Source organism: Paracoccus sp. KR1-242 (assembly GCF_049446195.1).
Lineage (GTDB): Bacteria > Pseudomonadota > Alphaproteobacteria > Rhodobacterales > Rhodobacteraceae > Paracoccus > Paracoccus broussonetiae.
This window is the reverse complement of record NZ_JBMSED010000004.1, coordinates 155,026-177,386: the sequence shown is the minus strand read 5'-3', so window position 1 is coordinate 177,386 and position 22,361 is coordinate 155,026. Positions and strand designations below refer to the sequence as shown.

24 protein-coding genes and 2 pseudogenes are annotated in these 22,361 nt (G+C 63.4%); 15 read left to right on the top strand and 11 right to left on the bottom strand.

The window, feature by feature from the left end; all coding sequences use genetic code 11:
- Positions 1-7: 7 nt before the first annotated feature.
- From ACO2Q4_RS08060 to cysE, 5 genes and pseudogenes are all read left to right on the top strand, one after another.
- Positions 8-2,089 (top strand): annotated as a pseudogene (locus ACO2Q4_RS08060) (baseplate multidomain protein megatron); the annotation flags it as partial.
- Positions 2,067-3,464, top strand: a complete 1,398-nt coding sequence (locus ACO2Q4_RS08055) for a phage tail protein (protein WP_423318510.1) — start codon at positions 2,067-2,069, stop codon at positions 3,462-3,464. The pseudogene ACO2Q4_RS08060 and the gene ACO2Q4_RS08055, both read left to right, overlap by 23 nt.
- 68 nt (positions 3,465-3,532) lie before the next feature.
- Positions 3,533-3,730: pseudogene (locus ACO2Q4_RS08050) on the top strand (DUF2793 domain-containing protein); the annotation flags it as partial.
- A gap of 9 nt (positions 3,731-3,739) precedes the next feature.
- Entirely contained in the window at positions 3,740-4,171 is a 432-nt protein-coding gene (locus ACO2Q4_RS08045; protein ID WP_423318670.1) for a hypothetical protein, read from the top strand.
- Between the two features lie 67 nt (positions 4,172-4,238).
- Positions 4,239-5,081 (top strand): serine O-acetyltransferase, encoded by an 843-nt coding sequence (gene cysE / locus ACO2Q4_RS08040; RefSeq protein ID WP_311758585.1) that lies wholly within the window; start codon positions 4,239-4,241, stop codon positions 5,079-5,081.
- On the opposite strand, the gene ACO2Q4_RS08035 is transcribed toward cysE, so the two are convergent.
- Both ACO2Q4_RS08035 and ACO2Q4_RS08030 read right to left on the bottom strand, forming a co-directional pair.
- Entirely contained in the window at positions 5,082-6,152 is a 1,071-nt protein-coding gene (locus ACO2Q4_RS08035; protein WP_395132795.1) for a quinone-dependent dihydroorotate dehydrogenase, read from the bottom strand. It abuts the gene before it with no gap.
- Positions 6,149-6,481 carry a DUF952 domain-containing protein gene (locus ACO2Q4_RS08030; protein ID WP_311758757.1) on the bottom strand — a complete coding sequence of 111 codons (333 nt, stop codon included), beginning with the start codon at positions 6,479-6,481 and terminating at the stop codon, positions 6,149-6,151. The genes ACO2Q4_RS08035 and ACO2Q4_RS08030 overlap by 4 nt, the downstream gene beginning before the upstream one ends.
- 120 nt (positions 6,482-6,601) lie before the next feature.
- Here ACO2Q4_RS08030 and ACO2Q4_RS08025 point away from each other — a divergent pair, with 120 nt between their 5' ends.
- The gene (locus ACO2Q4_RS08025) at positions 6,602-8,203 is read left to right on the top strand and encodes a bifunctional metallophosphatase/5'-nucleotidase (RefSeq protein ID WP_423318507.1); all 1,602 of its coding nucleotides are present in this window, start codon (positions 6,602-6,604) and stop codon (positions 8,201-8,203) included.
- Between the two features lie 4 nt (positions 8,204-8,207).
- Here the strand turns inward: ACO2Q4_RS08025 and ACO2Q4_RS08020 are convergent, their stop codons facing one another.
- Positions 8,208-8,567, bottom strand: a complete 360-nt coding sequence (locus ACO2Q4_RS08020) for an ArsR/SmtB family transcription factor (RefSeq protein ID WP_423318505.1) — start codon at positions 8,565-8,567, stop codon at positions 8,208-8,210.
- 187 nt (positions 8,568-8,754) lie between these two features.
- Between ACO2Q4_RS08020 and ACO2Q4_RS08015 the strand changes: the two genes are divergently transcribed.
- From ACO2Q4_RS08015 to ACO2Q4_RS07995, 5 genes are all read left to right on the top strand, one after another.
- Positions 8,755-9,099, top strand: coding sequence for an AtpZ/AtpI family protein (locus tag ACO2Q4_RS08015; RefSeq protein WP_311758589.1), 345 nt, complete (start codon positions 8,755-8,757; stop codon positions 9,097-9,099).
- A gap of 2 nt (positions 9,100-9,101) precedes the next feature.
- A complete protein-coding gene (locus ACO2Q4_RS08010) occupies positions 9,102-9,848 on the top strand; it encodes a F0F1 ATP synthase subunit A (RefSeq protein ID WP_311758590.1) in 747 nt (248 codons plus the stop codon).
- Positions 9,849-9,906: 58 nt separating this feature from the next.
- Positions 9,907-10,140, top strand: coding sequence for a F0F1 ATP synthase subunit C (locus ACO2Q4_RS08005; RefSeq protein WP_036740245.1), 234 nt, complete (start codon positions 9,907-9,909; stop codon positions 10,138-10,140).
- Between the two features lie 77 nt (positions 10,141-10,217).
- A complete protein-coding gene (locus ACO2Q4_RS08000) occupies positions 10,218-10,856 on the top strand; it encodes a F0F1 ATP synthase subunit B' (RefSeq protein ID WP_311758591.1) in 639 nt (212 codons plus the stop codon).
- Positions 10,853-11,407 (top strand): F0F1 ATP synthase subunit B, encoded by a 555-nt coding sequence (locus ACO2Q4_RS07995; RefSeq protein ID WP_311758592.1) that lies wholly within the window; start codon positions 10,853-10,855, stop codon positions 11,405-11,407. The genes ACO2Q4_RS08000 and ACO2Q4_RS07995 overlap by 4 nt, the downstream gene beginning before the upstream one ends.
- 153 nt (positions 11,408-11,560) lie before the next feature.
- Here ACO2Q4_RS07995 and ACO2Q4_RS07990 read toward each other — a convergent pair whose 3' ends face one another.
- Positions 11,561-12,214: an OmpA family protein gene (locus ACO2Q4_RS07990; protein WP_311758593.1), complete on the bottom strand. Its 654-nt coding sequence runs from the start codon at positions 12,212-12,214 to the stop codon at positions 11,561-11,563.
- Here ACO2Q4_RS07990 and ACO2Q4_RS07985 point away from each other — a divergent pair.
- The 3 genes from ACO2Q4_RS07985 to ACO2Q4_RS07975 all read left to right on the top strand — a co-directional run bounded on the left by ACO2Q4_RS07985 (position 12,213) and on the right by ACO2Q4_RS07975 (position 14,146).
- Complete coding sequence (locus tag ACO2Q4_RS07985; protein ID WP_311758594.1) at positions 12,213-12,353, top strand: hypothetical protein; 141 nt, start codon at positions 12,213-12,215, stop codon at positions 12,351-12,353. The two genes, ACO2Q4_RS07990 and ACO2Q4_RS07985, sit on opposite strands and share 2 nt — an antisense overlap.
- Positions 12,354-12,473: 120 nt before the next feature.
- Positions 12,474-13,142 carry an endonuclease III gene (gene nth, locus ACO2Q4_RS07980; RefSeq protein ID WP_311758758.1) on the top strand — a complete coding sequence of 223 codons (669 nt, stop codon included), beginning with the start codon at positions 12,474-12,476 and terminating at the stop codon, positions 13,140-13,142.
- On the top strand, positions 13,139-14,146 hold the full coding sequence (locus tag ACO2Q4_RS07975) for an adenosine kinase (RefSeq protein WP_395132805.1): 1,008 nt from the start codon (positions 13,139-13,141) through the stop codon (positions 14,144-14,146). Before nth ends, ACO2Q4_RS07975 begins: the two co-directional genes overlap by 4 nt.
- 81 nt (positions 14,147-14,227) lie before the next feature.
- Here the strand turns inward: ACO2Q4_RS07975 and ACO2Q4_RS07970 are convergent, their stop codons facing one another.
- The 7 genes from ACO2Q4_RS07970 to ACO2Q4_RS07940 form a co-directional block, all read right to left on the bottom strand.
- Positions 14,228-16,411: a 3-hydroxyacyl-CoA dehydrogenase NAD-binding domain-containing protein gene (locus ACO2Q4_RS07970; RefSeq protein ID WP_423318500.1), complete on the bottom strand. Its 2,184-nt coding sequence runs from the start codon at positions 16,409-16,411 to the stop codon at positions 14,228-14,230.
- A complete protein-coding gene (locus ACO2Q4_RS07965; protein WP_423318498.1) occupies positions 16,408-16,878 on the bottom strand; it encodes a cupin domain-containing protein in 471 nt (156 codons plus the stop codon). The genes ACO2Q4_RS07970 and ACO2Q4_RS07965 overlap by 4 nt, the downstream gene beginning before the upstream one ends.
- Positions 16,878-18,089 (bottom strand): acetyl-CoA C-acetyltransferase, encoded by a 1,212-nt coding sequence (locus ACO2Q4_RS07960; RefSeq protein WP_395132811.1) that lies wholly within the window; start codon positions 18,087-18,089, stop codon positions 16,878-16,880. Before ACO2Q4_RS07960 ends, ACO2Q4_RS07965 begins: the two co-directional genes overlap by 1 nt.
- Positions 18,086-18,727: a glutathione S-transferase family protein gene (locus tag ACO2Q4_RS07955; protein WP_423318496.1), complete on the bottom strand. Its 642-nt coding sequence runs from the start codon at positions 18,725-18,727 to the stop codon at positions 18,086-18,088. The genes ACO2Q4_RS07960 and ACO2Q4_RS07955 overlap by 4 nt, the downstream gene beginning before the upstream one ends.
- A gap of 275 nt (positions 18,728-19,002) precedes the next feature.
- A complete protein-coding gene (locus tag ACO2Q4_RS07950; protein ID WP_423318494.1) occupies positions 19,003-20,781 on the bottom strand; it encodes an acyl-CoA dehydrogenase C-terminal domain-containing protein in 1,779 nt (592 codons plus the stop codon).
- Positions 20,782-20,800: 19 nt separating this feature from the next.
- The gene (locus tag ACO2Q4_RS07945) at positions 20,801-21,202 is read right to left on the bottom strand and encodes a MerR family transcriptional regulator (protein WP_311758601.1); all 402 of its coding nucleotides are present in this window, start codon (positions 21,200-21,202) and stop codon (positions 20,801-20,803) included.
- Between the two features lie 167 nt (positions 21,203-21,369).
- Entirely contained in the window at positions 21,370-21,777 is a 408-nt protein-coding gene (locus ACO2Q4_RS07940) for a MerR family transcriptional regulator (protein WP_423318492.1), read from the bottom strand.
- 141 nt (positions 21,778-21,918) lie between these two features.
- Here ACO2Q4_RS07940 and ACO2Q4_RS07935 point away from each other — a divergent pair, with 141 nt between their 5' ends.
- A complete protein-coding gene (locus ACO2Q4_RS07935; RefSeq protein WP_311758603.1) occupies positions 21,919-22,359 on the top strand; it encodes a PaaI family thioesterase in 441 nt (146 codons plus the stop codon).
- Positions 22,360-22,361 lie beyond the last annotated feature (2 nt).

Sequence of the window (22,361 nt, the reverse complement as noted above, 5' to 3'; positions counted from 1 at the left end):
TCTGAACATGCGCGTCTATCCCGGCGATGAAACGCAACTGCCGGATCCTGCAATCGTCGCGCAGGAAGGCGAGGATGCCCCGGCCTATCGCGGAACGGCCTATGTCGTGCTGGAGGCTCTTGCGCTTGACCGCTGGGGGAACCGGGTTCCCCAACTGAGTTTCGAGGTAACGCGCCGAGCAGAGTCCGGTCGTGGTTTGTCCCGGCAGGTCAGGGCCGTTGCGATGATTCCGGGAACGGGCGAATATTCGTTGGCCACGACGCCCGTCAGCTATGACTACGGCTTGGGTGAGACGCGGGTCGTCAATCGGAACTCGGCGTTGGCCCGGTCGGATTTTCAGGCATCGCTGGGCATTCTTGGACGCGAATTGCCCGATGTCGGATCGGTGTCGATGGTGGTGTCCTGGTTCGGCGACGATCTGCGGGTCGGTGAATGCAAGGTCCAGCCCAAGGTCGAAGACGTGACCCGCGACGGGCATGAAATGCCTTGGCGTGCCGGGGGGATTGGTCGGAGCGATGCTGCCGAGGTCGCGCGGATTGATGGCCGTCCGGTGAACGGGGGCACGCCCTCAGACGGGTCCGTCATCGAGGCTTTGAGGGAGATTGCGGGCAGTGGCCGCAAGGCCGTGTTCTATCCGTTCATCCTGATGGAGCAGTTGCCCGGAAACGGGAAGCCTGATCCTTGGACCGGTTCGGCTGATCAACCCGTGATGCCCTGGCGTGGCCGGATCACGACCAGCATCGCATCCGATCGCGAAGGCAGCCCGGCAGGTGGGGCGGATGCCGAGGCGGAAGTCGCGCGCTTCTTCGGCAAGGCCTCGGTGACGGATTTTGAACGCGCTGATGAGGAGATCACCTATTCGGGGCCTGTCGAATGGTCCTATCGCCGGTTCATCCTGCATTACGCCCATCTGTGTTCGGTGGCGGGAGGGATCGATACTTTTTTGATCGGTTCGGAGATGGTCGGCCTGACCCAGATCCAGGGGCGGAGTCGCAGTTTTCCCGCCGTTGTCGAACTGCGTCGGCTGGCCGCCGACGTTCGCTCGATCCTGGGGAATGAGGTCAAGATCGGCTATGCTGCCGACTGGTCGGAGTATTTCGGCTATCATCCCGCGAATGGTGATGTGTTCTTTCACCTGGACCCGCTTTGGGCAGACGAGAATATCGACTTCATCGGTATCGACAATTACATGCCGCTTTCCGATTGGCGCGAAGGCGAAGATCATCTGGACGCGCATTGGGAGCGCATCGACAATCCGGCCTATCTGCGTGCGAACGTCGCCGGGGGCGAGGGTTTCGACTGGTACTATGCGAGCGATGAGGATCGGCAGGCGCAGCGTCGCAGCCCCATCCGGGATGGCCTGTTCCATGAACATTGGTTGTGGCGATACAAGGACATTCGCGGCTGGTGGTTGAACGAGCACCACGATCGGATCGACGGAACCAGGCAGGCCGCCGCGAGCCCATGGGTGCCCGGCTCAAAACCCGTGTGGTTCACCGAGATGGGGTGCGCGGCGCTGGACAAGGCGACGAACCAGCCCAACAAGTTTCTGGATGCGATGAGTTCGGAATCCTCGCTGCCCTATTTCTCGACCGGTCGGCGCGATGATCTGGTGCAGGCGGCATATGTCCGTGCCGTGACCGAGCATTGGGGCGATCCGGCGAACAACCCGCCAAGGCAAAGGTACGGCAGGATGGCATCGGGCCGGATGGTCGAGATGGACCGCGCCCATGTCTGGTGCTGGGACGCACGCCCCTATCCGGCTTTTCCCGCGCGGACTGATCTTTGGTTGGACGGCCCTGCGTGGGAGCACGGCCACTGGCTGAATGGCCGTGCGGGCGCGATTCCCCTGGCTGATGTCGTGGCCGAGATTTGCCGGGTCGCGGGTGTCGATGCCTTCGATGCCGAGCCTCTTTCGGGGTTGGTGCGCGGCTATGTGGTACCGGGCGCGGACACTGCCCGTGCAGCTTTGCAGGGGCTGATGCTGGCCCATGGCTTCGATGCGGTCGAACGGGACGGCGTGTTGCGGTTCCTGATGCGGGACGCAAGGGTCGACGCGCGGCTGGATGCCGCTGACATCGCGCTGTCCGAGGAAACGGCGGCACCGGAATTCGCGCGAGCCGCGGTTGCGGAGCTGGCGGGAAGGATCCCGTCTGAGCCACATCGAGGCTGGCGCGGATTATGCCACCCGGACGGCCGAGACGATCGCGGCGGGCGCGGAGTTGCAAACCGCCTCGGACAGCGAGTTGCCGCTGGTGCTGACCCCTGCCGAGGGGCGCGCCATTGCGGATCGTTGGCTATCCGAGGCTATGGTTTCGGGCGAAACGGTGCGTTTCGCCTTGCCTCCGTCGCTTGGCCACCTGGGACCGGGGGATGTAGTCGAGCTGGGCGATGGTGCAAGCTTGGCCCGGCGCTGGCGGATCGACCGTATCGAGCGGGCCTCAACACTGAATGTCGAGGCTGTCCGGGTAGAGCCGGGGGTCTATCGCCCGACTCAAGGGTCCGACGAGGATGTCAGCCAACGAGCTTTCGTGCCACCCGTTCCGGTGTGGCCGGTGTTTCTTGACCTGCCACTGATGCGAGGCGACGAGGAGCCCCATGCGCCTCACCTTGCTGTTGCAGCCACACCCTGGCCGGGCAGCGTGGCTGTCTGGGCCGCGCCGGAGAAAAGCGGAGGCTACGCCCGCAACATCACGCTCGAAAGCGGCTCTGTCATGGGAGTGACGCTTGAACCCCTGTCCCGTGCGCGACCGGGGGTGTGGGACCTGGGTCCGCCGCTACGACTCAAGTTAAAGGGCGGCGACATCGGTTCCGTGAGTGAGACTGCGCTGTTGGGCGGCGCGAACCTGCTGGCCATCGGCGACGGTTCCGCCGAAGGGTGGGAGCTTTTGCAGTTCCGCGACGCGAAGCTGTTGGGCGCCGGGATCTGGGAGATCTCGACCAGGTTGAGGGGGCAGGCAGGGACGGATGCCTTCATCCCCGAGGTCTGGGCCGCGGAAAGTGTGGTCGTGTTGCTGGATGGCGCGGCCAGCCAGGTCGATCTGCCCCCCAGCGCACGCAACCAGATGCGCTATTGGCGGATAGGTCCTGCGCTGCGCAGTCCTGATGATCCCAGCTATCGGGCGCTGTCAGGCGCGTACAGGGGGGCCGAGCTGCGGCCCTGGACGCCATGCCACCTCTCGGTTTCCGGCAACCGGATCAGTTGGATCCGGCGAACGCGGATCGAGGGAGATGGCTGGGAAGGTCCGGACGTGCCTTTGGGCGAAGCGCGGGAACAGTACGCCGCCAGGCTGGTTAGGAACGGCGCGATACTTCTGGAGGCGGTGCTGGACGCGCCGCAATGGAATGTTCCGGCGGAAAGCTGGAACGCGGCAGTCTCGGGCGGGGCGTTTGCGGTCGAGATTGCTCAATTGTCTGAAGTTTTCGGGGCCGGACCCCATGCAAGGATGGTCATCAACGGCTGACAACGCGACTTCGAATCTGGAACTGCCTTTGCTGTTGCCAGCGCAGGCGCAGAAGCACGTCACGGTCAATGACGCGCTGGTGCGGCTGGATGGCGCGGTCGATCTGGTGCTGCAGAGCATCAGTCGCACGACCCCGCCGACTCCTGTCGTCGAAAGGGTTGTGCTGGGCTATCCCCAGCGGGGCTGTCAACGCTTGGGAAGGTCAGGCCGGCAAGGTCGCGATCGGGGTGAATGGCGGATGGGTCTTTGTCCGGCCACGATTTGGTCGGAGGGCGATGATCGTGGATCGTGGCGTCACCGCGATCCACGACGGGACGAACTGGGTCGCGGGGGCACTTAGCCTTGGACAGCATGGTGCCGGGATGCTGGTCGGTCAGGCAAGTGAAGATGTCACCATCCAGTCCGGGGCGACGGTGACGACGTCCATGGCGATCCCGTCGGGCGTGATGGTGGTCGGGGCCACCGCGCGGGTCCTGACGGCGATCACCGGCAGCCTGACATCGTGGTCGTTGGGGCATTCCGATGCGGTGAACCGCTTTGGCGAAGATCTGGGAAAATCTGCGGCGTCATGGTCTCGGGGCATCCTGGGGGCGCCAATGACCTACTGGACGCCTTCGCCACTGCGCCTGACGGCGGTGGGCGGGCAGTTCGCCACGGGCAAGGTGCGCATCGTCGTTCACTGGCGGGAATTGAGGCTTCCGGACTGACCGACCCTTTCGGCCATCCGTCGTTTGCGCTAAGACTGGGTATGAGCAAGCTGACGGACGCCCTGACATGAACCTGCACAAGGACCTGGTCGAACCGCAAGTCGACGAGACGCGTGACAATTCCCGCGTCTCGGTCTGGGCACGGATCCAGCGTGAGGCACGCATCGCCGTTCGCGACGAGCCATTGCTTGGCGCGCTGATCCATGCCGGGCTGTTGCACCACGCGACGTTCGAAGCGGCGCTGGCCTATCGATTTTCGCTGAAGCTGGCGTCGCGCGAGATGAGCGAGCAAATCCTGCGGGAAATCGCGGATGACGCGTTCGCGCGCTCGCCTGAGCTTGCGTTGGCCGCGCAGGCTGACCTGCTTGCCGTCTATGACCGCGATCCCGCGACCCATCGCCTGATGCAGCCGATCCTGTTCTTCAAGGGCTATCAGGCATTGCAGTCCTATCGCATCGGTCATTGGCTGTGGCAGCAGGGACGCCGCGACATGGCCTATTTCGTGCAGATGCGCTGCTCGGAAGTTTTCGGCGTCGATATCCACCCTGCGGCGCGCATTGGCACCGGAGTCATGATCGACCATGCCCATTCGATCGTCATCGGCGAGACCGCGGTGGTGGGCAATGACGTGTCGATGCTGCATTCGGTGACGCTGGGCGGCACTGGCAAGGAAGATGGCGACCGACACCCGAAGATCGGGAATGGCGTCATGATCGGCGCCGGGGCGAAGGTTCTTGGCAACATCAAGGTCGGCCACCATTCGCGTATCGCGGCTGGATCTGTCGTGCTGAGCGAGGTTCCTCCCTGCAAGACCGTTGCGGGCGTGCCTGCCCGCATCGTTGGCGATGCCGGTTGCAGCGATCCGTCGAATACGATGAACCAGCTGCTGGGGCATGACGGGCTGTTCTGATTACAGCCAGTCCTGCCGCCCGCTGCCGGTCAGTTCGGCCGGAGTGATGTTTTCACGCCGCAGCCGGTCATCCAGCCCCCGCGCAATCTCGTCAGCCAGCGAAAATCCCTGATAGATCAGCGCCGAGTACAACTGAATTGCCGATGCGCCTGCGCGGATTTTCTGCCAGGCATCCTCGACCGAGCCGATCCCGCCTACGCCGATGATCGGCATCTTTCCTTGGGTCAACTGGCTGAGGCGGGCCAAGACATGCGTGGATCGCTTCATCAGCGGCGTTCCTGACAACCCGCCTGTCTGGGTTGCGTGAACTGATGAAATCCCATCACGGCTGAGCGTGGTATTCGTCGCGATGACGCCGTCGATGCGGCCAGCCGTCACGACCGAGGCAATGTCGGCCAGGTCGGCGTCCGAAAGATCGGGAGCGATCTTCACGAAGACCGGGGGTCGGCGAGTCAGCGCGTCCCTTGCGGCAATGACCCCGTCCAGCAGGGCGGCAAGCGCCTCGGGGCCCTGCAGGTCGCGCAGCTTTTCGGTGTTCGGAGACGAGACGTTCACCGTCAGGAAGTCCGCACTATCGCCAGCCATGCGCACGACGGTCGCGAAATCCGCGCTCTTGTCCTGGCTGTCCTTGTTGGCGCCGATATTCAGACCCACTGGAATTGCTTGCGGATAAGTGGGGCTGCGGCGCGCAAGGCGCGCGGCAATGGCTTCGGCCCCCTGGTTGTTGAAACCGAAGCGGTTGATGATGGCGCGGTCTTCGGACAACCGGAACAGCCGGGGTTTCGGATTGCCGGATTGCGGGCGGGGCGTTGCAGCGCCGACCTCGATGAAACCGAATCCCGCCCGCATCAGCGCCGAGACAGCGCGCGCGTTCTTGTCGTAACCGGCGGCAAGACCGACAGGATTGGGCAGGTCCAGACCGGCGATCTGCGTCCGCAAGTGCGGGGATGTGAAGGGCGCGCCCGTCAGTGGCACCAGCCCGCGTTCAAGGGCAAGGATCGAAAGATCATGCGCCCGTTCGGGGTCCAGCGAATGGAGGGCAGCGACGCCAAGGCGTTCGAACAGCTTCACGAGAGGTCTCCGGTCACATGTCCCGCTGGTCCGGAATGGATCTCACGGCTCCACAGCACATCCGCTTCACGCAATTCTCGGTAAAGATGCGGAAACAGATCGCCCCCGCGCGAAGCTTCCCATTTCAGTACATCAAGTTTGGCGGTGTCCACGGCCAGCAGTTGCAGACCGGCCTGGCCTGCGAAATGCTTGGCCAGTGTTCCGGGAACCTGCGCCGCTGTGGAAAGATGGATATAGCCATCGGCCAGATCGACCGGAGCGCCAAGGCTGCGGCCGTCCCGACAGAACGCCTCGAATTCGGAAGCACGAAAGATTTTATACGCCAGCATGGCGCGGTTCATGCGCTGCGCTTCGGGGCCGCGTCAAGTCCGAAGGATGCGCGGTTGTTGACGCGCGAAAGACCTTCCCCGAAGCTGCCCTCGTCCAATTACAGGTGGCGAGAGAAAATGATGAGACGCTGGTTCTTCCTGACGGCGGCGATGACGGCGCTTGGCGCTGGTGCTGCCCATGCGGATTTCACGCTGCATGTCCTGCATATCAACGACTTTCACAGCCGGATCGAGCCGATCAACAAGTCGGATGCCACCTGCGACGCCGAGACAGAGGCAAAGGGCGAATGCTTTGGCGGCGTCGCGCGCCTTGCCACAAAGATCAACGAGATGCGCGACAAGCTGCGGGGCGAAGGCCAGAATGTCGTCGTACTGGATGCGGGTGACCAGTATCAGGGCAGCCTTTTCTATACGACCTACAAGGGCAAGGACACGGTCGAGTTCATGAACACGATCGGTTTTGACGCAATGGCCGTCGGCAATCACGAATTCGACGATGGCCCCGCGGGTCTGCATTTACTGGCCGAAGGTGTGAAGTTCCCGGTGGTCTCGGGCAATCTCGACGTGTCGCAGTCGCCCGAGCTGAAGGGCAAGGTCGGCGGCGCACTGACGCTTGACGTTGGCGGCGACAAGATCGGGATCGTGTCTGCGCTGGCGATGGACACGCCGGAGACTTCCTCACCCGGGGACAAGGTGATCTTTCAGGACGACCTGGAGAGCCTGAAGGGGGACGTGGCCGAACTGACCGGTGCCGGTATCGACAAGATCATCGCGCTGACTCATGAAGGATATCGCCGCGATCAGGAAATCGCCGCGAAGGTGGCGGGTGTCGACGCCGTGATCGGCGGGCACAGTCATACCCTGTTGGGTGAAATGGACGGGGCGGAGGGGCCTTATCCGACGCTGGTCAAGGCTGCCGACGGGACAATGGTTCCGGTCGCCACCGCCTATGCCTATGGCAAGTACCTTGGTCATCTGATCCTGACATGGGACGACAGCGGCAAGCTTATCAAGGCTGAGGGCGCGCCGATCGTCCTGGACAACTCGGTCCCGCAGGACGCCGCGATCGCTGCGCGGGTCAAGGAAATGGCCGCGCCGATCGAGGAGTTGAAGCAAAAGCTGGTGGCCGAAACAAAGGCTCCAATCGACGGCGGTCGGGAAACCTGCCGTCAGCGCGAATGCGAGATGGGCGTTGTGGTCGCCGACGCCATGCTGGAGCGGGTAAAGGGACAGGGCATTACCATTGCCATCGCCAATGGCGGGGGCCTGCGCGCTTCAATCGACGCGGGTCCGGTCACGATGGGCGAGGTGCTTTCGGTACTGCCGTTCCAGAATACGCTGTCGACGTTTCGCTTGAAAGGTGCGGACATCGTCGCGGCGCTGGAGAATGGAGCCAGCCAGTATGAGGACAAGGCGGGCCGCTTCGCCCAGGTGGCCGGCTTGCGGTTGACAGTCGATCCCGCTGCCGAAGTCGGAAAGCGGATTTCCGATATCGAAGTCAAGGATGGGGATGGCTGGGCGCCAATCGAGCCGGACAAGGTCTATGGCGTGGTGTCGAACAATTACATGCGCGCGGGCGGGGACGGCTACAAGGTCTTCGCCACCAACGCGACAGAAGCCTATGACTTCGGACCCGACCTTGCAGATGTGTTGGCGGAATATCTTGCGCGTCAGGGGTCGGATTTCGCCCCGGTGCTGGACGGCCGCATCAAGGTGAAGTGAGCGTTCAGGATTGCCCCGGCGTTTCTGCGGGGGCAGTCTCAAGCTCGGCCACCAGGAAGCGTTCGAAATCGTCGAGGTCGATCGGATCGAACTGGCCGAATCCCTGCATCCAGATAGAGGCGCTACGCAATCCATCCGGGTCGAGCTTGCACCATATGATGCGGCCACGACGCTCTTGCCGGATCAGACCCGCTGTCGCCAGCACGGCAAGGTGCTTCGATATGGCGGCCAGGCTGACCTCGAAGGGGGCGGCGACATCCGTCACTGCCATGTCGTCCTCCAACAACATCCCCAAGATCGCGCGCCTCGTCGGATCGGCGAGCGCGGCGAAGATGGTGTCGAGACTTGGGCCTAAGGCGGGCATCTGATCCTTACTTAACTGCTGGGTTGAATATGGGTCAATCTGCCCGCGCACCGCAAGTAGCGGAATCCGAGATATTCTGGTGCCGCTAAATTACACAAAAACAGTATGTTAGAAGGGGCGGCCATCAGCTTGACTCGCAGCCCCGCAGCACCTATCACCTCGCCAACCGATAACGGGGGTGTGAGCCATGGCCGAAGACGACGACCATGATGCCGCGCGTGCCCGGGACGCGGAGCGGTTGCGTCAGCTTGAGGCCCGATTGGGCCAGAAGGTGGAACCGCCAGAGGCCTCGCGCGGCGAGGAGCATTTCAGCCAGGCCAACTTGGCATGGCGGATGGTAACCGAGCTGGTGGCCGGACTGGGCATCGGGTTCGGGATCGGATTTGGGCTGGACACGCTGTTCGGCACGACACCGATCCTGATGGTGGTGTTCGTCCTGATCGGTCTGGCGGCCGGGATCAAGACGATGCTGCGGACGGCGAACGAGATAGGCAAGGCTCCGGGGCAATCCGGCGACGACAAGGGTAGATGACGATGGCGACAGAACAACACAGTGAAGGTCTGGTTTTCCACCCGATGGACCAGTTCATCGTCAAGCCGCTCTTCGGCTCGGAGTTGCATTGGTACACGCCCACCAACGCGACCCTGTGGATGGGTATCGCCGCACTGTGCATCATCGGCCTGCTGGTCTTTGGCACCCGTGGTCGCGCAGTCGTTCCGAACCGCATCCAGTCCATCGCGGAACTGCTTTACGGCATGGTCCGCAAGATGGTCGAGGACGTCACCGGCAAGGACGGGCTGAAATACTTCCCCTACGTCATGACGCTGTTCTCGTTCATCCTCTTCGCGAACTTTCTGGCCTTGCTGCCGAAATCCTTCTCGGCCACCTCGCAGATTGCTGTTACCGGCGTGCTGGCCGTCATGGTCTTTGTCGGCGTCACTGTTCTGGGTTTCGTCAAGAACGGCACGCATTTCCTGGGCCTTTTCTGGGTCAGCTCGGCGCCGCTGGCGCTGCGCCCGGTCCTGGCCGTCATCGAGCTGATCTCGTACTTCGTGCGTCCGGTCAGCCACTCGATCCGACTTGCAGGCAACGTCATGGCGGGCCACGCGGTGATCAAGGTGTTCGCGGCCTTTGCCGCCGTCGCCGCGATCGCGCCGGTTTCGATCCTGGCCATCGTTGCCATGTATGGGCTTGAAGTGCTGGTCGCACTTATCCAGGCCTATGTCTTCGCCATCCTGACCTGCGTCTATCTGAAGGACGCCCTGCACCCCGGCCACTAAGCCGGGACAAGCAGAGCAGGACAATCAAACTCTTTCCAAAGCCTCAAGGAGCATGAATATGGAAAATCTGGGTCAACTGGGACAGTATCTCGGCGCCGGTCTGGCTTGCATCGGTATGGCCGGTGCCGCCATGGGTGTGGGCAACGTTGCTGGCAACTATCTGTCGGGCGCCCTGCGCAACCCGTCGGCTGCCGCTTCGCAAACCGCCACGCTGTTCATCGGCATGGCCTTCGCCGAAGCCCTGGGCATCTTCTCGTTCCTGGTCGCGCTGCTGCTGCTGTTCGCAGTCTGATCCTGTTGCCATCCTTGCGGTTGGGTGGGGGCGTGACGCGCCCACCCGATTGTGAAACGACCGGCATGGGGTAGGAAATGTTCAGCCTGTTGCAACAGACCGCGCAAGACGTGGTCGAACACTCAGAAACGGTGACCAACGCCGAGGCCGCCCACGCGGCGGGGCAAGGTGCTGATGCGGCTCATGCTGCAGCGGGTGCGGCGCATGGCGCGAGCAGCGCCGGCATGCCGCAACTGGATATCAGCACTTTCGGCAACCAGATCTTCTGGCTGCTGGTTGTGTTGGCCGTGATCTATTGGGTTCTGTCGCGTGTGGCGCTGCCGCGCATCGGCGGGATCATCAGCGACCGTCAAGGCGCCATTACCGGCGATCTGATGGCGGCCGAGGAATTCAAGCAGAAAGCCAAGGACGCCGAGGCGGCCTATGACAAGGCGCTGGCCGATGCCCGCGCCGAGGCAAACAAGATCATCGCCGCCAATAAGGCCGAGATCCAGAAGGAACTCAACGCGGCCATCGCCCATGCGGATGCGGAAATCGCTGCACGTTCGGCCGAGTCCGAGACGCGGATCGGCGAGATCCGGGCCTCTGCGGTCGAGGATGCGCGCAACGTCGCCCGCGAAGTGACCGAGGCGCTGGTCCAGACCTTCGGCGGCACCGCCGATGGCAAGCTGATCAGCGAAGCTGTCGACCAGCGACTGAAGGGGGCGCTGCAATGAAACGTCTGAGCCTTCTTTTCGTCCTGATGGCCAGCCCGGCATTCGCAGCCTCGGGGCCGTTCTTCTCGCTGCGGAACACGGATTTCATCGTCACGCTGGCCTTCCTAGTCTTTGTCGGTGTCCTGATCTATTACCGTGTGCCGCAACTGGTCGGCGGACTTCTGGACAAGCGGGCCGAAGGCATCCGCAACGATCTGGCCGAAGCACGCCGCCTGCGCGATGAAGCTCAGGAAATCTATGCGAGCTACGAACGTCGCCAGCGCGAGGTCAAGGACCAGGCTGCCGATATCGTCGCCAACGCCAAGCGCGAAGCGACCGTCGAGGCTGAAAAAGCCAAGAAGGCGCTTCTGGTCTCGATCGAGCGTCGCCTGAAGGCGGCCGAAGATCAGATCGCCAGCGCCGAGGGCGATGCGGTTCGTGCCGTGCGTGACCGTGCGATCCAGACGGCCATTGCAGCCGCGACCGAGATCCTGGGCAAGCAGGCGACTGCGGACCAGCGCGCCGCAGGCATCGACAAGGCGATCGACGACGTCGCGCGCCGCCTGAACTGACACAGACAAGAGCCGTTTTACGGCCCTGAAGACAGTGATCTGACCCCGGATGGAGACATCCGGGGTTTTTCCGTTCTGGCGGCCAGACAGCTTCCAAAATAAAAAGGGGCCGACGACTGCCGGCCCCTTCGATGGCGTTTGCTTGCAGGACGATCAGCGCGTCGGGACGATCAGGATCTCGACCCGGCGGTTCTGCGCACGGCCAGAGGCGCTGTCGTTCGACGCGACCGGAGCGGTGGCGCCACGACCGGAGGCCGCGATGCGCGAGGTCGAAACGCCGCCTGCGGTCAGGATACCCGAGACCGAGCGCGCACGACGTTCGGACAGGTCCTGGTTATAGGCTGCCGAGCCGGTGCTGTCGGTATGGCCGATGACCTGAATCCGGCTGTTCGGATATTGGTTGAGGTTGCGTGCGATGGTGTAAAGGTCGTTCTGGCCCTGTGCACCGACCGCGGCCGAATCCGTCGCGAACAGCGTCGATTCCGGCATCACCACGGTCAGGTAGCTGCCGTTGTTCACCACACGGATGTTGGGGTTGTTCAGCGACTGCTGAAGCGCCTTTTGCTGCTGGTCCAGAATCGAGCCGCCAACCGCGCCCGCAGTTGCACCGATCACCGCACCCTTGATGGCGTTTTCACGGCTTTCGCCGGCGCCGATCAGGCCACCGACCACCGCGCCTGCAATCGCGCCCTGCTGGGTCTTGCTCATGCCGCCGGTCGAGGTGCCATAGGGGTCCGTGGTGTTCGCGCATGCGCCAAGGGCAAGCACGCCGGCCGATGCAAGAAGCAGCGTGAAGCGGGTTTTCATGTTCTTTTTACCTTTCATCAAGGGCGAGCCCAGTCGCCTGTCCTCTGACGACACTGCCAGCCATTTCCGGCTGGCGCTGGTGCCCAAACGTGGCGAACATCGCACGGGTTCCGAGGCAACTCCACTGAAATGCGGGTGAAATCGGGCAAGGCCACTCACATTGCGGCGAGTCCTTGCCGAGGGGCAATTCGGCGTTGGAAGGCGGGCCGGCGTGCAGGGGACGCTTGCACTGGCGGCTGGCTCGGGGCATCTGGAAAGAATGGCCCAAGCTGCTTTTTCCCGCATTCCCTCTGCCTTGCCCTATGGCCGGCAGGTCGAATTCTTCTCGCGTCTGCGCGACGCCAATCCCGCGCCCGTGACAGAGCTGGAATATGTCAACGCGTTCACCCTGCTGGTTGCCGTGGCGCTGTCGGCGCAGGCGACGGATGTCGGTGTGAACAAGGCGACCAAAGGCCTGTTTCGCAAGGTGACGACGCCCCGCCAGATGGTGGAATTCGGGCTGGAGGCACTGACCGAGGAAATCAAGACCATCGGCCTGTTCCGCCAGAAGGCGAAGAACGTGATTGCCCTGTCGAAACGCCTGGTCGAGGAATATGGCGGCGAAGTGCCGCAATCGCGTGCGGCGCTGATGACGCTGCCCGGCGTTGGGCGCAAGACCGCGAATGTGGTCCTGAACAGCGTGTTCAATTTTCCCGCGCAGGCGGTCGATACCCACATCTTCCGCGTCGGCAATCGCACGCGCATCGCACCCGGTCGCGATGTCGAGCAGGTCGAGCGCGCCATCGAGGACAATGTCCCCGTCGAGTTTCAACAGGATGCCCACCATTGGCTGATCCTGCACGGTCGCTATGTCTGCCAGGCGCGGAGACCGCGCTGCATGATCTGCCCGGTCGAGGATTTGTGCCCCTTTGAGGAGAAGACCGAATGACGACCCCCTATGTGATCGGGATCGGGAACGCGATCATGGACGTGATCGCGCCGACCTCTGACGCCAGCCTTGGACGGTTGGGCATCGAAAAGGGGATCATGCAATTGATCGACCGCGAGCGTTCCGAGTTCCTGATGGCGGCGCAATCCGCCGATGCCGAGGCGCAGAAGGCCCGGCTGGTGCCCGGCGGCTCGGTCGCGAATACGCTGGCAGGGATCGGAATGCTTGGCCTGCGCACCGCCTTTATCGGGCGGGTGGCGGGCGATCCGTTGGGCCTGTCCTATGCCGAGCAGACCGAGGCCTCGGGCACGGTCTTCGTCAATCCTCCGGTGGGGGGCGAGGTGCTGCCGACCTCGCGCTCGATCATCTTCGTGACGCCGGATGGCGAGCGATCGATGAACACCTATCTGGGGATTTCGGCGGAACTGGGCGGCGACGACGTGAACCCGGCGACCTTCAGCGGCGCGGACTGGCTTTTCCTGGAGGGCTATCTGTTCGACAAGGATGCCGGAAAGGCCGCGTTCCTGAAGGCGGCGGAGGCCTGCCACAAGGCGGGTGGGCAGGCCGGTATCGCGCTGTCCGACCCGTTCTGCGTCGATCGCCACCGCGAGGGGTTCCGCAAGCTGGTCGCTGGACCAATGGATTACGTCATCGGCAATGTCCACGAATGGACCTCGCTTTATCAGGTCACCGATCTTGACGAGGCCTTGCGTCTTGCCGCGGCCGATTGCGACACGGTCGTCTGCACGCGGTCGGGCGACGACGCGATCCTGATCCGCCAGGGCGAGCGGGTGACGGCCCCGGTCCACAAGGTCGTTCCGGTCGATGCGACGGGGGCAGGGGACCAGTTTGCGGCGGGGCTGATCTATGGGCTTGCGACCGGTGCGCCGCTGGCGGCTGCGGGGCGCATGGGCTGCATCGCTGCGGCCGAGGTCATCGGCCATGTCGGGGCCCGGCCGGAAAGCGATCTGCGCGCGGCCTTCCGGAGTGAAGGGCTGATCTGAACGCGCGGATTTGCGCTGTCGCAGGGGTACTTGAAAAACGGTGAAAGGGCAGAGGGTCGCGCCTCTGCCCTTCTGTACTTTTCAGGCAGCCTTGGCCTTGCCGCCGAAGCGGCCATAGAAGCTGTCGCCCTTGGCGGCCATGTCCTTGAGAAGCGCGGGCGCGGCAAAGCGATTGCCGAATTTCGCGGCAAGGCCATCGGCGATCTCGGCAGCGCGGGGTGCGCCCAGCATGTCGAGCCAGCCGAAGGGGCCACCTGACCACGGCGCGAAGCCCCAGCCGAGGACCGCGCCAACATCGCCTTCGCGGATATCTTCGAGCACGCCTTCCTCAAGCGCGCGGACGGCTTCGAGCGATTGGGCGAACATCAGGCGGTGCTGGATCTCGGTCAGTTCGGGCTGCGTTTCCGCCTCGGGCCACTGGATGGAAAGGCCGGACCAGAATCCCTGCCGCTTGCCGGCTTCGTCATAGTCATAGAAGCCCGCCTTGGACTTGCGGCCAAGTCGCCCCTGATCGGCCAGCTTGAAGATGACCTCGTCCACCGCGCCGTCGGGATAGGCGTCGCCCATCGCGGCGCGCGTCGCTTTGGCGATCTTGACGCCAAGATCTATCGAGGTCTCGTCCACCAGTTGCAGCGGCCCCAGCGGCATCCCCATCAGTTTCGCGGCATTCTCGATCAGCGTCGGGCTGACACCCTCGGCCACCATGCGGATGCCTTCGTTGATATAGGGGATGATGCAGCGGTTCGCGTAGAAGAAGCGCGCGTCATTGACCACGATCGGCGTCTTGCGGATCTGGCGCACGAAATCCAGCGCCTTGGCGACGGCACGCGGTCCGGTCTGCTTGCCCTTGATGATCTCGACCAGCAGCATCTTGTCGACGGGCGAGAAGAAATGGATGCCGATGAACTGGTCGGGCCGGGCGCTGGCCTTGGCCAGTTCGCTGATCGGCAGGGTCGAGGTATTGGTCGCGAAGATCGCGTCCTGCGGGATCACCGCCTCGGCCCGTTTCGTGACATCGGCCTTGACCGAGGGATCTTCGAACACCGCCTCGACGATCAGGTCGCAGCCGGCGAGGGCGGCATAGTCGGTGGTCGCGGTGATGCGGGCCAGAACCTCGGTCTTCTTTTCCTCGGTCGAACGCTTGCGGCTGATTGCCTTGTCCAGAAGCCCGGTCGAATAAGCCTTGCCGCGATCAGCCGCGTCCTGTGCCGCATCGATCAGTACGACCTCGATCCCGGCCATGGCCGAGACATAGGCGATGCCCGCGCCCATCATGCCCGCGCCAAGGATGCCGACCTTCTTCACGGTCTGATCCGGGGCCTCCGGGCGGTTTGCGCCCTTCTCAAGTGCCTCCTTGTTGATGAAGAGGCTGCGGATCATCGCGGTTGAACTGGGGTTCATCAGCACATTGGTGAACCAGCGCGCCTCGATCTTCAGCGCCGTGTCGAATGGCACCAGCGCACCTTCATAGACCGCGCTGAGCAGCGCCTTGGCTGCCGGATAGACGCCCAGCGTCTTGCCATGGACCATGGCGGAGGCGCCGACAAACGTCATGAAGCCCGCCGGGTGATAGGGCTCGCCCCCCGGCATCTTGTAGCCCTTGGCGTCCCATGGCTTCACCAGATCCGCCTCGGTCGCCTTCAGCACCCATTCGCGCGCATCAGCGACCGGATCGGCCACGACCTCGTCGATCAGGCCGGCAGCCTTTGCCTTGGCCGGATCGGAAAGCTTGCCTTCCAGCAGGAAGGGGGCAGCGGCCAGCGCGCCCATCTTGCGCGTGAGGCGGGTGGTGCCACCGGCGCCGGGAAAGATCCCGACCATGATTTCGGGCAGGCCGATCTTGGCCTTCGGGTTTTCGGCGGCAAAGATGCGGTGCGTCGACAGCGGCAGCTCCAGCCCGATTCCCAGCGCGGTTCCGGGAAGCGCCGCGGCAATCGGCTTGCCGCCCTTTTTCGTCTTGGGGTCCATGCCCGCGAGCTCGATCTTGCGCAGCAGGTGATGCAGCGTCATCACGCCCTCAAAGATCGCCTGCGCGCCGCCCTGTTTCATCTGCGCGATGACGTTGAGGTCCATACCGCCGGCGAAATCCTTCTTGCCGGAGGTGATGACGATGCCCTTGACGGCCTCGTCGGCCAGTGCTTCGTCGATCAGACCGTTCAGGTTCGCCGCGCCGTCAAGGCTCAGCACGTTCATCGATTTGCCGGGCACGTCCCAGGTGATGATGGCGACGCCGTCCGCGTCCTTCTGCATGGTGAAGTCGGTCATTCTTTATCTCCCTGTTGCGGGTAGGGGGTACCGTCCAGATGCGTGTACCCCGCAGGCGTCGCCAGAAGGTCGAGGCCCGGATAACGGCAGATGTTTTCCGGCCGGCGGCTGCCCACGATCAGGTAGGTTGCCGGCTGGTCTGTATGGTTCCTGAGGCAATGCGCTACCGGCGCTCCTGCCTTCCAGCAGCAGGCATCGCCGGGGCCAATCACGGTCGGAATCCCGTCCTCGATCACGGTCAGTTCGCCCGAGAGCATATAGAGGAACTCATCCTCATGCTCTTCCCAGTGCATTTGCGAGCTTTGTCCGCCGGGATGCAGCGTCTCGAGCGCTGCGCCGAACTGGTCAAGCCCGCCCGCCTCTGAGATCAGGCGATAGGACAGGTTGCCGGAACCCAGATTGTAGGGCGCCGGATAGGTAGAGACCGCATGGGTCTCGGCCACGCTGTCCTTGCGCAGGATCGCCATCAGACCCGCTCGATGATGGTCGCCGCGCCCATGCCGGATGCAATGCAAAGCGTGGCAAGGCCGACGGTCTTGTCCTGACGCTCCAATTCATCCAGCAGCGTGCCGATGATGATAGCGCCGGTCGCGCCCAGCGGGTGGCCAAGTGCGATCGAGCCGCCATTGACGTTGACGATGGCAGGATCGACCTGGAAGGCCTGCATGAAACGCAGCACGACCGAGGCGAATGCCTCATTCACCTCGAACAGGTCGATGTCCGAAATCGACATGCCGCTGTCTCGCAAGATCTTTTCCGTCACCGGAACCGGGCCGGTCAGCATGATCGTCGGATCGGTGCCGATCTTGGCGGTGGCGCGGATGCGGGCGCGGGGCTTCAGGCCATGGGCCTTGCCGAATTCGGCATTTCCGATCAGCACGGCCGCCGCGCCGTCCACGATCCCCGACGAGTTTCCGGCATGGTGGATGTGGTCGATATGGTCGAGATGCGGGTATTTCAGCATCGCCACCTTGTCGAAACCGGGCATCATCTCGCCCATTTCCTTGAAGCTGGCCTTGAGCCTTGCCAGATCCTCGACCGTCGTGCCCGGACGCATGTATTCGTCGCGGTCAAGGATGGTCAGGCCGTTCTGGTCGATGACCGGGACGATGGATTTCGCGAAACGGTTCTCGGTCCATGCCAGTGCCGCGCGGCGCTGGGATTCGACTGCCAGCGCATCAGCCTGTTCGCGGGTGAACCCGTACTCGGTCGCGATGATATCGGCCGAGATGCCCTGCGGCACGAAATAGGTGCCGAAGGTCAGGCTGGGATCCACCGCGATTGCGGCGCCGTCGCTGCCCATGGCGACGCGGCCCATCATCTCGACTCCGCCGGCGATATAGGCCTGACCGGCACCGCCCCTGACCTGGTTCGCGGCAAGGTTCACCGCCTCCATCCCGCTGGCGCAGAAGCGGTTGATCGCAAGGCCGGGGATGGACTCGTCCAGATCCGAGGCCAGCACCGCCGAGCGGGCAAGGCAGCCACCCTGCTCCTTGACCTGGGTGACATTGCCCCAGATCACGTCCTCGACCGCGTGACCTTCCAGTCCGTTGCGTTCCTTGACGGCGTTCAGCAGGCGGGCCGACAGCGCGACCGAGGTGACTTCGTGCAGGCTGCCATCGGGGCGGCCCTTGCCGCGGGGGGTCCGGGCGGCGTCATAGATATAAGCTTCGGTCATGCGTCCTCCTTCACGGCCCGGTCGGAAGGGTTGCCGGGCATCAGGTCATAGGGGTGTTTCCAACCGGGCAGGGCGGCAATGCCATCCAGCCAACGGTCGATATTGGGCCAATCGGCGCGGTCGAAACCGAAGGGCTCGGGATAATAAAGATAGCTGCAGCAGGACAGGTCGGCGATCGTCGCCTGCTCGCCCGCCAGCCAGGCGCGGTCCTGCAGATGCGTGTCCAGTGTCTTCAACGCTGCTCGCGCGCGTCCTTGCAGGAAGGTGATGACCTCGGCCGGGCGCTTCTCGGGCGGCAGGAAGTTCATCAGGAAACGCAGGGTGCCGAATTGCGCCGATCCCTTGTGGTTGTCCCAGAACAGCCAGCGCAGGATCTCGTTCCGATCCCCATTAAGGAAGCGCCCGGTCCTTTCGGCCAGGTGCAGCAGGATCACGCCCGATTGCGTCAGGACCTGCCCATCTTCGACCAGTACCGGCGCTTCGCCCATCTCGTTCAGGCTGCGGTAATCCGCCCCGCGCGTTGCTCCGCCGAAGAAATCGACGAAGACCGGCTCCCATGGGTGCCCCGTCATCTCCATCATCAGCGCCACCTTGTAGGAGTGGCCGGATTCCCCGAAGCAATGCAGTCTTGCCGTCATCTGTTGTCCATCCTCAAGCGTTTCGACAGCGGCACCGCCGCGATTGGGTATTTCGAAAAGGGTGAAGCGGTTAGGTCTTCCTTAACTGCTTCGCCCCTAGTCTCGGATTCGCGGTACAGGCTGGAGAGCCGATGACCGCAAACGGTGAAAGCGCCCCGGCTGCCCGGCAATCCGCTGTCCCGCAGGGAGGACCCGGCGGTCCGGGGCGCGACCTCAACATTTCACCGTTTAACAAATACCCATGCCAAGCGTGACGCTCTCGCAAGGTTTGCAGGTCAGAACTGGTCTTCGGCCAGCGCCATGACAGGTTCGGCACCGGACCGGATACGGGCCAGATGCGTCGCGGTCATCGGCAGTTGCCGCGCCATGTAATAGCGGCCGGTCGCCAGCTTGCTTTGGAAAAAGTCACGATCCTCGGCACCCTCGGTCAGGGCCGAGCGGGCGGCGGCGGCCATGCGGGTCCACATCAGGCCCAGCGCGACGTGCCCGAACAGGTGCATGAAGTCATAGGAGCCCGCGAGCGCCGTGTTGGGATTCTTCATCCCCTGCTCCATGAAGAACATGACCGCCGCCTGCAGATCCTTCGACGCGGTCTTGAGCGGTTCAAGGAAGCCCACGCGCAGCTCCTCGTCGGTTTCATGGGTCTTGATCTCATGCTTGACCAGATCGAAGAAGCGCATCATGGGCTTGCCGCCCTCGGCTGCCAGTTTGCGTCCCACAAGGTCCAGCGCCTGCACGCCGTTCGCGCCCTCGTAGGTCATGGTAATGCGGATGTCGCGGACGAATTGCGACATGCCCTGTTCCTCGATGTAGCCGTGGCCGCCAAAGACCTGTTGGGCCAGGACCGCAGTCTCGAAACCCTTGTCGGTCAGGAAACCCTTGACCACAGGGGTCAGCAGCGACACGAGGCCCTCGGCCTCGGCGTCATTCGCAAGATGGCTGCGGTCGATCAGGTGCGCGCACCAGGTCGCCAGCGCCCGCGCGCCTTCCAGGAAGCTTTTCTGATCCATCAGGTTGCGGCGGATGTCCGGGTGGACGATCAGCGGATCGGCCGGGCCGGAGGGGTTCGCGTCGCCGGTGATGGCGCGGCCCTGCAGCCGTTCGCGGGCATAGGCGGCAGCGTTCTGATAGGCGGCATCCGCCACCGCATAGCCCTGCAGGCCGACGCCGATCCGCGCCTCGTTCATCATCGTGAACATCGCGCGCATGCCCTTGTGCAGGTCGCCCAGCAGCCAGCCTTTGGCGCCGTCATAGTTCATAACGCAGGTCGAGTTGCCGTGGATGCCCATCTTGTGTTCGAGATTGCCGACCGACAGCTTGTTGCGTTCGCCGGGGGTGCCGTCCTCGGTGACCAGGTATTTCGGCACGATGAAAAGCGAGATGCCCTTGGTTCCCTCGCCACCGCCGGGGGCCTTGGCAAGAACCAGGTGGATGACGTTTTCGGACATGTCGTGGTCACCGGCCGAGATGAAGATCTTCTGCCCGGTAATCAGGTAGCTGCCATCGTCCTGCGGTTCGGCGCGGGTCCGCAGCATCCCCAGGTCGGTGCCGGCATGCGGCTCGGTCAGGTTCATGGTGCCGGTCCATTCGCAGCTGACCATCTTGGGCAGATAGGTTGCCTTCTGCCCGTCCGTGCCGTGGGCATGGATCGCGGAATAAGCGCCGTGGGTCAGACCCTGATACATGGTGAAGGCCATGTTAGAAGCAGTCATCAACTCGCCCACCGACAGGCCGATGACATAGGGCATGCCCTGTCCCCCATATTCCGGGTCGCAATCGATCGCCGTCCAACCGCCATCGCGCACCTGGTCGAAGGCTGCCTTGAAGCCGTCGGGTGTACGCACGACGCCGTTTTCCAGGCGGCAACCCTGCTGGTCGCCCACCGCGTTCAGCGGCGCGAGCACATCCGAGGCGACCTTGCCCGCCGCTTCCAGAATGGCATCGGTGAATTCGCGGTCGAGATCCTCATAACCGGGCAGGTCCTGTCCCGAGATGTCCAGCACATCATGCAGGATGAACTGGATGTCGCGCACGGGGGCATTGTAGATGGTCATGTGGTCCTCCGGGAAAGTCTCACGCCCCTTTGCGGGCGTCGGATTTCAGGTCTGCGAGCCAATTTTCGCCATTGGCGATCTGCTGGCGCAGGTCGATGATCGCGGCCGCCAGTTCGCGCTGCTGCCGTTCCATGTCGGCAAGCCGTTCACGCGCGGTGACAAGCGTTGCCTCGGTCTGGGTCACGTTGCGTTCGGTCGGATCGTAAAGTTCAAGCAGCTGGCGGATCTGCTCCAGCGAAAAGCCGAAGCGCTTGCCGCGCAGGATCAGCGTCAGGCGCGCGCGTTCCTCGCGGCCGTAGAAGCGGTTCTGTCCGCGCCGCTGGGGAAAGATCAATTCGCGGGATTCATAGAAGCGCAAGGTGCGCGGCGTGACGTCGTAAGTGTCGCACATCTCGCGGATGGTCATCAACTGATCGCTCATGGCCGTCCCTCCCGAAGGTTCCAGTCGCTTTGAATGAGTATAGGACAGGTTGACGTTCGCGTAAGCCGCGACGTGGCGTCAGTGCAGGACGGCAGGTCCGGGCTGCGCGAATGCAAAGGCCCGGCGCGCGGGGGCGGGCCGTTCAAAAACTGCAAGCCTGCGGAAGATCAGGCGGATTTCGTGTTTTCGCCGCCTTCGTCCATCCGCGACAGGATCGCGCTGGTTTCGTCGCGCAGCGCGCGCAGGTCGCCGATGGCCGTCTCGATTTCGTCGCGCTGCTGGGTCAGCACCTCAAGCTGGCGGTTCGCAAGGTCGATCCAGACGCGATACTGTTCCTGCGTGCCCTTTTCGCCATAGATCAGTAGCCATTGCCGGATATCCTCCAGCGAAAAGCCGAAGCGGCGGCCGCGCAATATCAGCTTCATGCGCGCGATTTCGCGGGCACCGTAGAAGCGCGAGCGGCCTTCCTTCCGGGGGCTGAGCAGTTCGATATATTCGTAATACCGCAATGTCCGCGGCGTCACGTCGAACTTCGTGCACATGTCCTTGAAACTGATGAAATCGCTGTCTGTCATGAATGGGACCTGCCGATTATGCTGCAAACCCTAGCTTAGGGCCTGCGCAAACTCAACCGTCGCAATGATGCGGACTTGTGACAGGTCCGGGGCGGGGTTAAGCCTTGGGGACAAGGACGAAATCCAGGACATGAGGTGCCCATGGCCGAGCCCCAGGAAAGCGAGCAGGACCAGCGCCGTCGCATTGCCCGGCAATTCATCGAGGCCATTCCCCATGCCCGCGCGCTGGGAATGACGCTTGAGGATCTGTCCCCCAGCGGCGCCGTCATCTCGTTGCCCTGGAATCCCGACCTTGTCGGTGATCCGCGCAGCGGCGTGATCCATGGCGGGGTGATCTCGGCGCTGATGGACACTTGCTGCGGGGCGGCGGTGATGGCCCATCCCGACGGGCCGAAAGTCACCGCGACCATCGACCTGCGCATCGACTACATGCGGGCGGCGACGCCGTTGCAGGGGATCAAGGCGCGGGCCGAATGCTATCACGTCACCCGCTCGGTCGCCTTTGTCCGGGCCTGGGCGATGGACGAGGACGAAACCCGCCCCGTGGCCTCGGCCACCGGGGCCTTCACCTTCGAGCGTTGAAC